General features: G+C 56.2%; 16 protein-coding genes. 5 read left to right on the top strand and 11 right to left on the bottom strand.

The annotated features are described in order from the left end of the window. The first annotated feature begins 40 nt into the window (after positions 1-40). Entirely contained in the window at positions 41-310 is a 270-nt protein-coding gene (locus D7M11_RS15585; RefSeq protein WP_120748164.1) for a YciI family protein, read from the top strand. A gap of 117 nt (positions 311-427) precedes the next feature. Here the strand turns inward: D7M11_RS15585 and D7M11_RS15590 are convergent, their stop codons facing one another. From D7M11_RS15590 to D7M11_RS15610, 5 genes are all read right to left on the bottom strand, one after another. Beyond that, a complete protein-coding gene (locus D7M11_RS15590) occupies positions 428-1,027 on the bottom strand; it encodes a DUF2087 domain-containing protein (protein ID WP_120748165.1) in 600 nt (199 codons plus the stop codon). 331 nt (positions 1,028-1,358) lie between these two features. Continuing rightward, positions 1,359-1,838 carry a GyrI-like domain-containing protein gene (locus D7M11_RS15595; protein ID WP_158606641.1) on the bottom strand — a complete coding sequence of 160 codons (480 nt, stop codon included), beginning with the start codon at positions 1,836-1,838 and terminating at the stop codon, positions 1,359-1,361. Between the two features lie 19 nt (positions 1,839-1,857). Beyond that, on the bottom strand, positions 1,858-2,313 hold the full coding sequence (locus D7M11_RS15600; protein WP_120748167.1) for an NUDIX domain-containing protein: 456 nt from the start codon (positions 2,311-2,313) through the stop codon (positions 1,858-1,860). Positions 2,314-2,423: 110 nt separating this feature from the next. After that, a complete protein-coding gene (gene coaA / locus D7M11_RS15605; protein WP_120748168.1) occupies positions 2,424-3,344 on the bottom strand; it encodes a type I pantothenate kinase in 921 nt (306 codons plus the stop codon). Between the two features lie 179 nt (positions 3,345-3,523). Further along, positions 3,524-4,525: an NAD(P)-dependent oxidoreductase gene (locus tag D7M11_RS15610; RefSeq protein WP_120748169.1), complete on the bottom strand. Its 1,002-nt coding sequence runs from the start codon at positions 4,523-4,525 to the stop codon at positions 3,524-3,526. 253 nt (positions 4,526-4,778) lie between these two features. Between D7M11_RS15610 and D7M11_RS15615 the strand changes: the two genes are divergently transcribed. Together D7M11_RS15615 and D7M11_RS15620 are read left to right on the top strand one after the other, a co-directional pair. Further along, the gene (locus D7M11_RS15615) at positions 4,779-5,456 is read left to right on the top strand and encodes a FadR/GntR family transcriptional regulator (RefSeq protein ID WP_120748170.1); all 678 of its coding nucleotides are present in this window, start codon (positions 4,779-4,781) and stop codon (positions 5,454-5,456) included. A gap of 21 nt (positions 5,457-5,477) precedes the next feature. Beyond that, positions 5,478-6,752 (top strand): CynX/NimT family MFS transporter, encoded by a 1,275-nt coding sequence (locus D7M11_RS15620; RefSeq protein ID WP_120748171.1) that lies wholly within the window; start codon positions 5,478-5,480, stop codon positions 6,750-6,752. A gap of 103 nt (positions 6,753-6,855) precedes the next feature. Here D7M11_RS15620 and D7M11_RS15625 read toward each other — a convergent pair whose 3' ends face one another. After that, positions 6,856-7,848: a Gfo/Idh/MocA family protein gene (locus tag D7M11_RS15625; RefSeq protein ID WP_120748172.1), complete on the bottom strand. Its 993-nt coding sequence runs from the start codon at positions 7,846-7,848 to the stop codon at positions 6,856-6,858. A 156-nt stretch (positions 7,849-8,004) separates the two neighbouring features. Beyond that, entirely contained in the window at positions 8,005-9,033 is a 1,029-nt protein-coding gene (locus D7M11_RS15630; protein ID WP_158606642.1) for a Gfo/Idh/MocA family protein, read from the bottom strand. A 176-nt stretch (positions 9,034-9,209) separates the two neighbouring features. Here D7M11_RS15630 and D7M11_RS15635 point away from each other — a divergent pair, with 176 nt between their 5' ends. Then, on the top strand, positions 9,210-10,109 hold the full coding sequence (locus D7M11_RS15635) for an AraC family transcriptional regulator (RefSeq protein WP_120748174.1): 900 nt from the start codon (positions 9,210-9,212) through the stop codon (positions 10,107-10,109). Between the two features lie 82 nt (positions 10,110-10,191). Here D7M11_RS15635 and D7M11_RS15640 read toward each other — a convergent pair whose 3' ends face one another. From D7M11_RS15640 to D7M11_RS36740, 4 genes are all read right to left on the bottom strand, one after another. Continuing rightward, a complete protein-coding gene (locus D7M11_RS15640; protein ID WP_120748175.1) occupies positions 10,192-11,046 on the bottom strand; it encodes a DMT family transporter in 855 nt (284 codons plus the stop codon). Positions 11,047-11,236: 190 nt separating this feature from the next. After that, the gene (locus D7M11_RS15645; RefSeq protein ID WP_120748176.1) at positions 11,237-12,154 is read right to left on the bottom strand and encodes an aldo/keto reductase; all 918 of its coding nucleotides are present in this window, start codon (positions 12,152-12,154) and stop codon (positions 11,237-11,239) included. Between the two features lie 275 nt (positions 12,155-12,429). Next, positions 12,430-12,951, bottom strand: a complete 522-nt coding sequence (locus tag D7M11_RS15650; protein ID WP_120748239.1) for an ankyrin repeat domain-containing protein — start codon at positions 12,949-12,951, stop codon at positions 12,430-12,432. Between the two features lie 112 nt (positions 12,952-13,063). After that, positions 13,064-13,231, bottom strand: coding sequence for a hypothetical protein (locus tag D7M11_RS36740; RefSeq protein ID WP_168928309.1), 168 nt, complete (start codon positions 13,229-13,231; stop codon positions 13,064-13,066). A 175-nt stretch (positions 13,232-13,406) separates the two neighbouring features. On the opposite strand from D7M11_RS36740, the gene katA reads away from it, so the two are divergent. Further along, entirely contained in the window at positions 13,407-14,870 is a 1,464-nt protein-coding gene (gene katA, locus D7M11_RS15655) for a catalase KatA (RefSeq protein ID WP_120748177.1), read from the top strand. Positions 14,871-14,910: the final 40 nt, after the last annotated feature.

Consider the following 14,910-nt stretch of genomic DNA (forward strand, 5'->3'; position numbering starts at 1 on the left):
CGGGTGCCAACACGCCCATACGAAAGGAGTCCACGCCGTTATGTTATACGTCGCCAATCTCACGATCATCGATGCCGACCTGAATGCCCAATTCCGTCCCGCCCATCTCGAATATCTCGACAAGCTGTTCAAGGAAAACAAAGTCGTTATGGCCGGACCTTTCGCCGACAAAAAAGGCGGCATGGTCATTTACCGCGCCGACTCCGCCGAAGAAGCGAAGGCGCTTGCCGAAGCCGACCCGGTTGTGGTCGAAGGCGCGCGCACGCTCGAGCTGCGCGAGTGGAACGCGCTGCAATTCCCGCTGAGCTGATCAAAGCATAAACGCGAAAGAACCTCTGAGCCCGCTTTCTCTTGCGGCGTCAGAGGTTCTTTTGCATAACCCGGCATCGCGCATACCGTTTCGGTTTTCGTATCCGTTTGCCGTCCGTCACGACAGCGTCTCCCATTTGGCCCACAATTCGCGCGGGTTCAGCTCGTAAATCTGGTTGTCGCGGTACATGTACTGGTGCATGATGAACTCCCGGCGAATCGTCGCGAAGTCCTCGTGAAACTGGCTTATAAAAGCGTTGATTTCCTTTTCCGTATAACTTCGCCCCGCTTCCAGCTTCAATACTAGGTGCTCCAGCACGATCAGCTTCTTCTTCAGCTGCGCCGGAATATGCTTCAGCTTGCCGCTCTCGGTAAAAAAGTTTTTGAGCACCGACAACCGCAGCCTTTTGTGCGTGTCCTCCACAGGCACCCCCTCCTCTCCCTTGTTTTTCTCAATCAGATCAAGCATGGCCGTGCTGTAGGCGTTCATAAAGTAACGGTTCAGTTTAAAATAAATCGTATTTTTATCGCGGCGTTCGCCGATCAGACTGACTTCGCGAAGTTTGGCCGCATGATGGGTGACGGTTGCCGGCGAGATGCACAGCTTCTCCGCCAGCTCCAGCCCGCTCAGCTCGCCGCCCGCCAGCAGGACGAGCATGCGCACCCGCGTCGGATCGGCTACCGCTTTGTGGTACCGGACGATTTTTTCCAATTGCATGCCGCGCCGCCTCCTTGCGATGTTATTTGACGATTATCTAATTAGATATTATTCGAATTAATTTTCAATGTCAATGATGCAGCGCACAAAAAGGGCCGCTGTGTTGTTACCAGGTAGATAATCATAAAAGGAAAATGTCCCGTTGTTTAGTGCTCATCAGCGGGATGAGAAGTGTATAGCTGGATTTTCTCCCGTTAAATGCTGCAAAAATCCCGATTTTCCCAGAGCAGCAGCAAATGTACCGGATGTTTTCCATCTAAACTCGGGTAAGCAGGTCTACCACGGCTATTTAACGGGAGTGTTTCCATTTACGGCGCCTCTCTTCGCTCCTTTACTCGATCGGGATACGCAGCTCAAGCTCGTTTTCCTGCGTTTCTTTATCCAGTACATTCGTACGAGGACCCTTCAATTCCAGCACGTATGCTTTGCGGTTATGAACGTATCCTTCGGAAGCGATGAAGGCGTTCACTTTTGCATAGGCGGTGTAAAACTGTTTAATCGGTCCCCTGTACACGCAGGAAACGTATTTTTGAGGTGGAATATCGATCCGAACCATGCCTTCCGGAACAGGCTGCTCGGCATGAACTTCCGCGCAGATGTAATAATAGCATTGGCCCGGATCGGGGTTATCGCTTTCTTGCGGGTACATGCCGTACAAAATACCGTCGTTTACCAGGCCGTTCAGTTCGCGGATGCGGTTTTTCATCGCGAGCCAAGCCTTCGGTATTTCCGTCTCCATCTCTTGGAACGGACAGACGATTTCGATGCCAATCAGCTTCCGCTCTCCGCATTCCAGCACTTTGCATTCCAAGTGAAATCCCTCCTCCTGCCTAGTCATCATAGCTCTTTCTGACAACGAGATGAGCAACGGCGCCGGCCACTTTCTCCGTCAAAAAGTCCAATATTCCTTCAGGGTACACCGGCTTCTTCCGCAGTTGCTCCATCGTGCGCCACACCAGTTGAATGTCCGGACGCTCGCTGTGCTGCAAACCATCTTGAGTCCGGGAATCGTCAACCGTGCCCCAGTGCAGGACGGTGCAGTCGTGCCGCTGTTTCCCGTCGTACTGGGTGATGCTTTCGTTCAAGCACGCCAGCGGTCCGATGTCCGCCCGCAGCTCAAACTCCTCGATCAGCTCCCTGTTTATCGCCTCCGCGGCGGTTTCGCCGAATTCGACCGAGCCTCCCGGAAACCGGTAAAACGTCTCATCGCGATCGCATTGGACGAGTACGGCCGCCCCGTCCCGGCGGACAATAATGGCTTCGGCTCGCAACAGCGGCTTGCTCATGGTTTCCCCTCCTTCCAGTTCGGATAAGTCACTTTTACCATAGACGTCCTCGTGCTGGCTGTAAAGGAAATTTTTAACTAAAGCCAATATAGACAAAAAAAGCGCCGCCCCTACTTGCGGAGCAGCACTTTGCGAATTTCGTGATTGGAGCCTTTTTGCAGCAGCAGGCGGGCACGCCCTTTGGACGGTAAAATGTTCTCGCGCAAGTTAACGGCGTTAATCTCGTTCCAGATTTGCGTCGCCGTCTGCACCGATTGCTCCTCGGTCAGCGTCGCGTACCGGTGAAAATACGACTGCGGATCGCGGAACGCCGAATCCCTCAGCATCCGGAACCGCTCAATATACCACCGCTCGATATCCCGCTCGTCGGCGTCGAGATAGATGGAGAAATCGAAGAAGTCGCTGACGAACACGCGCGCCTCCTTGTTCACCTGAAGCACGTTGATGCCTTCGACGATCAAAATATCCGGGTTGCGGACGATCTGCTGCTGGTCGGGAATGACGTCATAGACAAGATGGGAGTACACCGGTGCGCTTACCTCCGGCTTGCCGGCCTTGACCTCCGTCAAAAATTGCAGCAGCCGCTTGATGTCGTAGCTCTCGGGAAACCCTTTCTTCTTCATCAAGTCCCGCTCCTGCAAAATCCGGTTCGGATGCAGAAATCCGTCCGTCGTGACGAGATCGACGTTGCGATGATTCGTCCACCTGGACAGCAGCAGCTGGAGCAGACGCGCCGCCGTGCTTTTGCCGACCGCCACGCTGCCCGCTATGCCGATAATAAACGGCGTCTTCGCCTCGCGGCTGCCCGTAAAAGCGGCCGACGTGCGGTACAGCTGCTGGGAAGCGGCCACGTACAAGTTAATAAGCCGGGTAATCGGATGATAAATTTGCTCCGCTTCTTGAAACGGAATTTGGTCGTTTAACCCTTTTAAGCTTTCGAACTCTTCCCGCGTCAGCGGAAGAGGCGTATGATCGCGGAGCGCAGCCCATTCCTCGCGACTGAATTCCGTATAGAGCGAATGCCGGTTCATCTTGGTCTCCACCGTTCCTGTTGTAACTGAAAGTCAGTATGCACGAGGGAGGGCCTCGCGTCAAGCAAAACATTGCCGCATGTCCATTCGACAGGCGAAGGCGGACTGGCCCCCGATACGCGTACCGGAGGCGGTTACTATTATAGGGAACGGTTAATTGATCCAGTATTCGCGAATGTTTACGTGCTTAACAAGTACCGCTCGCGGCTCATGACAAAACGAAGCGGCTCGCCGTTCAGATGGCGGCGAATATTCTCAAGACATATTTCCTCGCGGCGCAGCAGACGCGGCAAGTTCCAGTTAATGATGTCTAGCGAATGCGCCGTCATCGATACATTGCTCCAATCGCGAGCAGGATGTCCAGGCTCGAGCGAATCGCTGCCGGCCAGCACGTCCAATCCGGCACGCAGACGGCCGCTCTCCAGCTCCGCGAACAAGGCGTCCTGATCGATGATCGCCCCGCGCGCCGTATTGATGACGATCGCATGGTCGGGCAGGCGGGCGAGCAAATCGGCCGTTACCGTCCCCCTCGTCTGCGCCGTCAGCCCGGCATGAATAACGATCGCCAGCGAACGGTCGAACAGCGCTTCCAGCGAATCGGCGCGCTCGCACCCTTCCGGCAGCTCGGTAACGAACGGATCGTACACAAGCAGCTCCGCCCCGAACGGGCGAATCAGCTCGACGAACCGGCGTCCGATCGCGCCCATTCCGTATATGCCGATCGGCAGCCCTTTGACGAGCCCGCGGTTCACGCCCTCCACCAGCCTCCAGCCGCCCTGCTCCATATGCTTGTTTTGCGGCCGCACGTCCTTAACCGCCTGAAGCAGCAGCGTCATCGCCGCTTCTGCGACCGCGTCGGCCGGCGCATCGCCCCAGTTCGTGACCGGAACGCCCGAATCGATCAGATCCAGCGAAATCCAGCGGGTCATCTCCCCGGTAATGTTGCAGATGTACTCCAGCTTTCCCCTGTCCCGGGCGATCGCGTCCGGAACCGGCGCCGAGCCCCACATCGTCAGTAAAATATGGCAGTCGCGAATCAGCTCCGCGCGTTCGTCGCCCGATAGCTGCTCCCCGTTCCGTATAATCGTGAAATCGCCCAGCTTCTTCAGCTCATCGATAAAAGGGCCGCTTTCCGGCAGTTTGGAATTGGAAGTACCCAGATGCAGTATTTTTTTGTTCATGGTGTTCCTCCGTTCGCTCAAGTGGTTCTACACGTAGGTGCCTACTTTGTATCCTAAGCGATTTTGTCCGAAAACGGTACCGTTTTCTTTTTGGGCATCCAAATTTCAGCCTGTGAAATAGTACCGCGAGCCGCCTGTACATCGGCGAGGTAGACTAGAGACCAAAGTTCGGCACTTGAAATCGGACCTTAATCATGATACATTAAATAACCAATAAGCCAATCATCCTACGTTTAAATAAGGAGCAACCCATATGCTGAAAAAAACGAACAGGCTGACGCTCGTGGAGCAGGTCGCCTTGCAAATCGAAGAGTTAATCGAATCGGGCCGCTGGCCTATCGGCTTCCGCATCCCGGCCGAGCCGGAGCTGATGGCCGAACTGAACGTAAGCCGCAACACGCTGCGCGAAGCGATCCGGGCGCTCACCCATGCCGGGCTGCTGCGAACGAGACAAGGAGACGGCACCTACGTCGCTTCTTCCAGTGCGCTCGGAGCCGTGCTGCACCGCCGGATCGGACGTGAACATTTACTGAGGACGTTGGAGGTTCGTCACGCGCTGGAACGCGAAGCGGCGACGTTAGCAGCCCTCCGCCGCAGCGAGGAAGACGTTGCGACGCTGCGCGGCCATATGCGAGCGTGTGAACAGGCGGCCGGACGGGAAGACCGGGAAGCGTTCATCGCCGCGGATATCGAGCTCCATTTTGCGGTAGCCGCCGCAGCCCGCAACGAGCTGCTGCAGGAGCTGTACGCCCATGTAGCGGACGCCATGCGGGACTCGATAACGGGAATCGTCAGGCCCAGCGGCTCCTGCTGGCATCAAGAGGCGCATAGCGAGCTTGTCGAAGCGATTGCGGAGCAAAGCCCCGAGCGGGCGGCACTGGCCGTTGGGCGCTACATCGAACAAGCCAAGCAAGAAATCGACTTGGACTAACTAACGGAGGCAAGAGTAATCATGAAAACACATCAAAAGTTTCATATCGAACCAAACACGCGGCAAGCGGGGCAGGCAGGACGAACCGGAAACGCCGCATCGCCGTCCCGTTCAGCCGCGGCAGGCTGGGCGCTCGTGATCGGCATTATCGTCATCGCCGCCAATTTGCGGGCGCCGCTTACGTCCGTCGGCTCGCTGATCGGAACGATTCGCGAATCGCTGCAATTATCCGGCGCGTGGGCAGGCGTTATCACTACCCTGCCGCTGCTGGCCTTCGCCCTGCTATCGCCTTTCGCCTCCAGACTCGCGAGAAGATTCGGCATGGAGACCGTCATCCTCGTGTCGCTTGCCGTGCTGGCGGCAGGCATCGTCATCCGTTCCGCGGCCGGAGCGGGGGCGCTGTTTGCCGGCACGATGCTGCTGGGCTTATCCATTGCCGTTTGCAACGTGCTTATACCCGCTTTAGTGAAACGCGACTTCCCGGCGAAAGTCGGCATCATGACCGGCGTTTATTCCGTTTCGATGAATTTGTGCGGAGCGATCGCATCCGGCATCAGCGTTCCGCTGGCCCATGGCCTCGGACTCGGCTGGAGGGGCGCGCTCGGCTGCTGGGCCATTCTCGCCCTGGCTGCGGCTTTGCTTTGGGCGCCGCAGGCACGCCGCCGTCCGAAGCCAGCCGGGCAAGCTCAGCCCTCCGCTGCCGGAGCACCCCGAACAAGCTTGCGTCGATCTGCTCTTGCGTGGCATGTCACGCTGTTCATGGGTTTGCAATCACTTGTGTTTTATGTATCGGTAGCCTGGCTGCCGGAAATGTTGAGCGAGAGAGGCATGAGCACCGCAGCCGCCGGCTGGATGCTGTCGCTGCTGCAATTCGCGGTGCTTCCTTTTACGTTTATCGTTCCCATTATTGCCGCAAAAATGAAAAACCAGCGTCCGCTGGTTGTTTTGACTGTTCTTTTGTACGTAACGAGCATCGCCGGACTGTTGTTCGGTGGAAATGCACTCATTCCGTTCTGGATGATTCTGTTCGGCATCGCGATCGCCTTCGCCTTCAGTCTGGCCATGATGTTCTTCACGCTGCGCACCCGCAGCGCCCACGAGGCGGCCGAGCTGTCGGGCATGGCCCAGTCGGCCGGATACTTGCTCGCCGCGGTCGGTCCGACGCTGTTCGGCTTGCTTCACGACGCGACGCAGAGCTGGACTTTACCGCTTATGCTGCTTCTTGCAGCCAGCCTGCTCATCCTCGTGTTCGGCTGGTTCGCGGGCAAGGATCGGTACGTAAACGACAGCCGGTAACGGCGCTCCGTCGGCTTTTAGGCAAGGTGGCGACTATTGGAGCATAGCCTTATGCCCCTCGCACAAGCTTTTCGGCCGCGGACTAAGGCTGCTAAGCTAATCCTTATGTACGAGCGGCGTCCGCCGGGTATACAAGACCGATCTGCCTGCGCGCTTCGTCCATAATTTCCATCGTCCAAAGCGAATGCCGATGCGAGTTCACCTCCGACTCCAGCCGGCCTTCGCGAATGAGACGGATAAACTCATCAACCTCGTACACCATCGTATTCGCCGCCTGCTCCCGCGTAACCGATTGTTCGCGGCCGTCGCGGAAACGAATGTCTACCGACTCCATCTGGCTGATTTTGGCGATCGAGATGAGACCGTCCTCCCCTTGAATTTCCGAAGGCAGCGACGAGTTGGCAATCTTTGAATATTGAATCACGGCTTCCATGCCCGGATAACTGAGCAGAAGGCTGCCTTCCCCGTCGACGCCGGATTCGAGCATGACCGCATTCGCCTGCACCCGGTCGGGCTTGCCGAACAGGACGACAAGCGGGTAGATGCAGTAAATGCCCAGATCGACCAGAGAGCCGTTCGAGTAGATCGGGTTGAACGCATTCAGCACCGTCCCCTGCTTGTAAGCGTCATAGCGGGACGAATATTGGCAGTAGCTGGAGAAATACCGCCGCACGGGTCCAATGTGGTGCAGATGATCCCGAATCGCGAAAAAGTTCGGCTGCAGCGTCGACTTCATCGCTTCCATCAGCACGACGCCATGCTCACGGGCGGCATCCGCCATCTGCCGAAACTCCGCGGCGTTGGACGCCACCGGTTTTTCGCACAGCACATGAATGCCGCTCTTCATACACGCTATCGCCTGAGCCGCATGGAACGAATTCGGGCTGGCGATGTACACGGCATCGATATGCCCGCTGCCGGCCATTTCCTCGATGCTTGTAAAAATATGCGCCGCGCCATGCTTGTCCGCGAACTCCTTCGCCTTCTCCTCGGTCCGCGAATAAACGGCGGTCAGTTCAAACCCGTCCGCCTCCTTGGCCGCTTGCAGAAACAATTTTGTAATCCAATTTGTGCCGATGATGCCGAAACGTGTCATGATTCTCTTGTTCTCCTTGAATTTATGTTTTCGCCAGATCGGGGCGTCGTCACTGTGCCTTCATCATACCAGCTATTCGGCCATTTCAAAACCCGACTCGAACGATCGACAAAAAAACAAACCCGCCGGCGCCATGCCAACGGGGTTGCTTGCGAGCTATTCGCTTGTTTCGCCGCGTTTCTTGCCGATCGCCTCGTCCGTAGCCGTACGGGCAATCCAGGTAGCCATCAGCCCGTCGCGGGCCGTCGGCATCATGCCGGGATCGCCGGTTTGCAGCGCGTCGGCAAAGGCATCGTACATGCCGGCAAAATTTTTCTCGCCCGCAAACGGAAACCGGGTCGTTCCCTTCGAATTGCGCATCTCAAAAACTTGCTCTCGCCGGTCATAGCGGATAATCCCTTCCGTTCCGATGAGGTCGTAAGTAAAATGGGCCAGTGGCTCCTTCGCCGTGTGGCCGTACGAAAAGCTCATCTCCACCATCGTCTTGGCGCCGCTCGCATGATCGAGCCGCACGTACATATGGTCGGGAGCCTCATACAAACTGTCGTCGATCCACACCCCGTCCCCTTCATACCGGGTCACTTCGGAACCAAGCCACCACCTGGCCAGATCGATCTGATGGACGCCGCAATCGACCAGCGGTCCCCCTTCCTCCATCCGTCCCTCCCGGCGCTGATTCAGGATTTGGCGGCCTAACTCGTCCGTTCCGTATTTGCCGTGCAAATTCCATATATAGACCAGTCTCAGCAGACGCACCTCGCCGATCTCCCCGCTTTGCACGAGTTGTTTGATCTGCAGCGATACCGGGCTGAAGCGATAGTCGAAAGCGGTGTATAGAGCGACTCCCGCCTCATCCGCCAGCCGGATCATTTCCTTCGCCTCGGCTTCATCCATCGCCAGCGGCTTCTCGCACAGCACAGGCTTGCCGTAGCGGGCCGCATCGACTACATTTTGCAGATGGAACGGGGCCGGGGACGTAATGACCACCGCATCGATGCCGCTTTGCATGAATCGGTCCACATCGGTATAAGCAAAAGGCACGTCAAATTTGCGCTGCATGTCGCACAAGCGCCCCTCGTCAGGATCGTAAATGGCGAACACATCGAGCTTCGCCGATTTGGCGATTGCCGGCAAATGCCCGTATCCGGCTACTTTGCCGCAGCCCATCAGGCCGATTTTTAACATCTTGCTGCCCCCCCTAGTGTCAATTAGCTCCATCATAGAAGACGGCGCGGCGGCTTGGGAAGCTGTTATTATGGCCTGTTTGCAGGCGATTTTGGCATGATGGGCGTTTCGGTACCAAGTTATCCGCGAAGAGGCTATAATCGACTCAGAGTGGATCAAGCGGCAAGGGGGCTGTCATGCAACTTCAACATAGTACGATCATTAACGAACAAGTCGACTACGAGCATCCTCTACTCTGCTTAAAAATATGGGAGATTCGCCACCCCAGGACGGAACGGCTTCAGTTCGGCCCGTGGCATTACCATAAAGAGATTGAGTTTCTGGCTATTCTGGAAGGCTCCATAACCGTCGAGACGAGGGAGCGGCACGATAGGCTGCGGCAAGGCGACGTGCTCCTGCTCGGATCGAACGAGCTGCACCGGACGATCAAGGCCGCGGATACCGCCATCACCTACATCGTGTTTCAGGTCGATCCGCTGCCGTTTTTCGCTCCGTCCATGATGATGTACCGGAGTCTGTTCGCCGACAATCTGGAGAGCCTCGCCCAGCTCAACTATATATTCGCAGACCATCCACCCGTCCGGGAGCAGGTATTCGCGCACATCCACGCCATATACGAAGAAATCCGGCAGACGTCCAAAGGCTACGAAATGTCCGTGGGCATCCGTACGAACCAGGTCCTGTACGAGCTGCTGAGACACGACACCCGGCAGACGCTGCAGTGGAATAAGGCACCTGGGCTGATCCGGCTTCAGCCCGTTTTGACTTATATCGACGAGCATTTGGCGGACAAAATCCAGGCAGCCGATCTAAGCCGTCTGCTGAACCTCAATTATTATTCGTTCATCAAGCTGTTTAAAAAGACGATGGGCGTCTCTCTCGTAGACCACATTCATTACAAGCGGGTTAAAACCGCCGAGCGCTACCTGCTGAGCAAGGACGTCAGCATCGGGGAGGCCGGGCAGTTAAGCGGCTTCGAGGACCGGGCGCAGTTCAATAAAATTTTCAAACGATACAATCGCTGTACGCCCAAGCAATTCCGGGATCGGCTTAGAGAAAACGGCCCGACTGCCTGAGCTTTCGACGCCAAAAAGCCCTCTGCGTCAGCCTGGTCAATCCCGTAAGGAAGTTTTTTGGCGAATAGGCGTACTCTTGCCTTCACGCCCCGCCCCATATGCCCAGAACAATAACACCGGCCGTTATGAGCAGCGATGTCCAGATGCGCCTCCTGCCCTGGCTCTCGCGCAGCACCCATACGCCGAGCACCGCGCCGAAGACAGTGCCGATCTCTCGCATCGGCGCCAGCAGAGCAACTGGCGCAAGCGTCAGCGCGAACAAGAACAGCAGGTAGCCGGCGGGAGCCAAAATGCCGCCCAGCACAATCACATTCCTGTTGGCGGACCATTCCGCCCGCATGTCGCCGGAGCGCAGCGCCACTGTGCTAAGCGCCAGCAGATTGCCGATGTTCGAAGCCTCGTTCAGCACGATGGCGGGGATGTACTCCAGCGCCTTTTTGTCGACTATGATATAGCCGGCTATGCACACGCCAACGGCCAGAGCCAGCAGCGGAGCGCGGGACGAACTGCCCCCGCTTCGCCCGGGACGGATATCGCTCACCAGTACAATGCCGAGCACGATCAGCGCGACTCCCGCCCAGCCGATCGAAGACAGCGTTTCTCCTAGGACGAACACACCGAGCAGCGGCACCAGCAGCGGACTCGTTCCCCTCATGATCGGGTACACCTGGGACAAGTCGCCGATCGAATAAACCGCGGCGAGCAGCAGCACATACAGCCCGTGCAGCACCATCGAAGCAGCCAGCAGTGCCGCCGCCGAGCCGGTCCAGCGAACCGCATCCAGCTCCAGGATTGTCCACGGCAGGAAGGCGAATACCGCTATGAGCTGGCAGTACCATAAAAATACGTTTTTGTTGCGGCTTCGCTTGGTGTACAGATTCCATACGGAATGAATGAAGCCGGAACCCAGAACGAGCAGCATCGCGATGCCGAGCATGATCGAACTTCACCTCGCGCGAGAACTTATGATGAGGCCGCTTGACTGAGAATAAGAGCAGCTAGCGTACAAAAAAAAGACGTCCCGGGATCAAGACATCCTCTATTTCTCGGTTTCCATATTGTAGCACAAACGAGACCTCACTGAGGTCCCGTTTGGAAAGTGGTTCCGCTCGGACGATCCCGGCGCTTTAAGGAAGCACGTTGCCGGCCGCGCGATAAATAGCATACCAATCCTCGCGGGAGAGCGTTACTTCGCTCGCTTTGCAGCAATCCTTCAGGCGGTCGATATTCATCGTGCCGGTGACCGGCTGCATCCGGGCGGGATGGCGCAGCAGCCAGGCGATGGCGATGGTCGTGTTGCTGACCCCGTGCTTTGCCGCGATCTCGTCGATTTGCTTATTTAATTCGGGGAATTTGTCGTTGCCGAGGAAAACGCCTTCGAAAAATCCGTATTGGAACGGCGACCAAGGCTGGATGGTAATATCGTGCAGCCGGCAAAAATCGAGCACGCCGCCGTCCCGGTTTACGGCCGAGCCGTTTTGCATATTTACGTTGATTCCGCTGGAGATCATCGTGGCATTCGTAATGCTCAGCTGCAGCTGGTTGGCGACGATGGGCTGTGTGACGTATTTTTGCAGCAGTTGAATTTGCATCGGATTTTGATTGGAGACGCCGAAATGACGCACTTTGCCCGAGCTGGCCAGCCTATCGAACGCGTCGGCCACCTCTTCCGGCTCTACCAGCGTATCCGGGCGGTGCAAAAGCAATACGTCCAAATAGTCGGTTCTCAGGCGCTTCAAAATGCCGTCTACCGAAGACAGGATATGTTCTTTGGAAAAATCGAACATGCCTTTGCGAATGCCGCATTTGGATTGCAGAATCATCGATTCGCGAACGGATGCATTCATCTGGATGGCATCTGCGAATATTTCCTCGCATATCCCTCCGCCGTAAATATCCGCATGGTCGAAGAAATTCGCGCCTTCCTCCAGCGCGGCCTGTACAAAACGCTCGGCTTCGCGTTTATCCAGCGATTTGATCCGCATGCAGCCGACTGCGACGACCGGTACCTCCAATGTGCTGGTTCCAAGCTTGATCTTTCTCATTATCGTTACCTCCTTGTATTCGGTATTAAGTTTTGTTTATACCGTGCCCGTCTTACTTTATTCTTTTTCATTTTATGAAATCGCAGCGTCAAAAAAAAGAAGTGAAATCGTTTTGACTAGGTAAACTCCAGTTAAGTACCGGCCGGGAAACCGCGATGCAAAGGGCTTTTCCGGGCTATGGAACGGAGCGGCTCAACAAAAAAAGACGTCCCGGGGGGCGAGACATCCTCTTTTGCTCCGTTTCCATATTGCAGCCATTCGGGGCGGCGCCGCAGTTACTCCTTGGCCCCTCGTTCCCGCAAAAAAGCGGCAACGTTCCCATTGTCCCGTTTCACGGCGATGGACAGCGCCGTTTCTCCTCCTTCGGCGGCGGCGTTCACATCCGCTCCGTACTTAAGCAGCATTGCGATCAACTGTACGTTATCGTCGTGAAAAGCAGCGGTATGCAGACAGGTATGTCCGTTGCTGTCAAATAGTCGGGTGTCTGCGCCGCGCTCCAGCAGCAGCCCGATCGTTTCGAGGCAGCGCTCGCCTGCAATCGCCGCATGAAGCGCGGTGTTCGACGGAATGTAAGATACTTTCGAGCTCGACACGGCATTAACAACCGCTCCTGCATCCAGCAGAACCCGCACCGCATCCGAGTTGCCGAAATGAGCCGCATAGCCTAGCGGCGTAAGACCGTCCCCGTTCGCTTCGTTCGCGAGGCCCGGGTGCGCCTCAAGCAGCTCCGCCAGTTTGACTGCATCTCCCCCCTGCGCCGCCCGAAATAGTTCCCCGATTCGCGATTGTTGGTCCATAATAAACGATCCCTCGCTTTCGTTGTTCAATATGAAAAAGCTTGTACAACCGCTTCTCAACTGCCGAAGCACCCCCAATCATTCATGCCTTGGCAAGTCCGAGCATAAAAATCTAATAGCGGTTCTGATCCCGCTTCTCGTTTATATAGATGTCGAGCGCCTTAATCCCTCTATGGGCAAGGCGGATGAACAATACCAAGCAATAAACCGAAAGCCCGATCAAAACCAAATAAAACAAAATGCCGAACGAGCTCATCAAGCTGATCATGTCAAATGACATGTTCGCATTCCCTCCCTGCTGGTTTTAGGTTTTAGATTAGTACGCGCGGGGTCAGGAAAAAGTTTCAAACATTATTATTTATAATAATTATAAAATAATATTGATATTTTAGTAGTACATGCTATCATATTGTTTAGAGAAGCATCATATTTATTCGAAAAGGAGATGATCGCAGGTGAGTTCAAATACAAATCAACCTTTGACGACCAGTTGGGGTGCCCCGGTCGGCGACAATCAAAATTCGATGACTGCCGGCTCGCGCGGACCGACCCTGATCCAGGACGTCCATTTGCTGGAGAAGCTCGCGCATTTCAACCGGGAGCGTGTGCCCGAGCGCGTCGTCCACGCCAAAGGCGCCGGAGCGCACGGTTATTTCGAAGTGACGAATGACTTGTCGAAGTACACGAAAGCCGCCTTTTTATCGGAAGCAGGCAAGCGCACGCCTATGTTCATCCGGTTCTCCACGGTTGCGGGCGAGCTTGGCTCAGCCGATACGGTGCGCGATCCGCGCGGGTTTGCCGTCAAGTTTTATACGGAAGAAGGCAATTACGATCTGGTTGGCAACAATACGCCCGTTTTCTTTATTCGCGATGCGATCAAATTTCCGGACTTCATTCATACACAGAAACGCCATCCGCAAACGCATCTGAAAAATCCGAACGCCGTCTGGGATTTCTGGTCGTTGTCCCCCGAATCGCTGCATCAGGTAACGATTCTGATGTCGGACCGCGGCATTCCGGCGACGCTGCGGCATATGCACGGCTTCGGCAGCCATACGTTCAAATGGGTGAACGCGGGCGGGGAGGCCGTTTGGGTCAAGTACCATTTTAAAACCGAGCAGGGCATCCAAAATCTCGATGTCGATCTGGCCGCAAAGCTGGCGGGCGAGAATCCCGACTACCATACGGAGGAGCTGTTCAATGCGATCGCCGGCGGCGACTTCCCGTCCTGGAAACTTTGTGTGCAAATTATGCCGCTCCAGGATGCGGACACGTACCGGTTCGATCCGTTCGACGTGACGAAGGTGTGGTCGCAGAAAGATTATCCTTTGATCGAGGTGGGCCGGATGGTGCTGGACCGCAATCCGGAAAACTACTTCGCCGAAGTTGAGCAGGCTACGTTCTCGCCGGGTTCGTTCGTTCCGGGCATCGAGGCTTCTCCGGACAAAATGCTGCAAGGCCGCCTGTTCGCCTATTCGGACGCCCATCGTTACCGCGTCGGCGCCAACCACAACGCCCTGCCGATCAACCGGCCGAAGGCGGACGTGAACAACTATCAGCGCGACGGGCAAATGCGCTTCGACGGCAACGGCGGCGGCTCCGTCTACTACGAGCCGAACAGCTACGGCGGTCCGTCCCAGGCTCCCGAGCACAAGACGTCGGCCTATCCGGTGTCCGGGACGGCGGATAGCGTGGCGTACGATCATCATGACCACTACACCCAGCCGGGCGACCTGTACCGCCTCATGAACGAAGACGAGCGCGCTCGCCTCGTCCGCAACATCGTGGCCGCCATGAAGCCGGTCGAGAGGGACGAGATCAAGCTGCGCCAGATCGGCCACTTCTACAAAGCCGATCCGGAGTACGGCAGACGCGTCGCCGAGGGACTCGGCTTGCCGGTGCCGCAGGACGGCGAATAAGACAGAAAGGTTGGGCCTTAGTGCGCCCAACCTTTTTTTT

The sequence above is a fragment of the Paenibacillus ginsengarvi genome, from assembly GCF_003626695.1.
Classification (GTDB): domain Bacteria; phylum Bacillota; class Bacilli; order Paenibacillales; family NBRC-103111; genus Paenibacillus_AB; species Paenibacillus_AB ginsengarvi.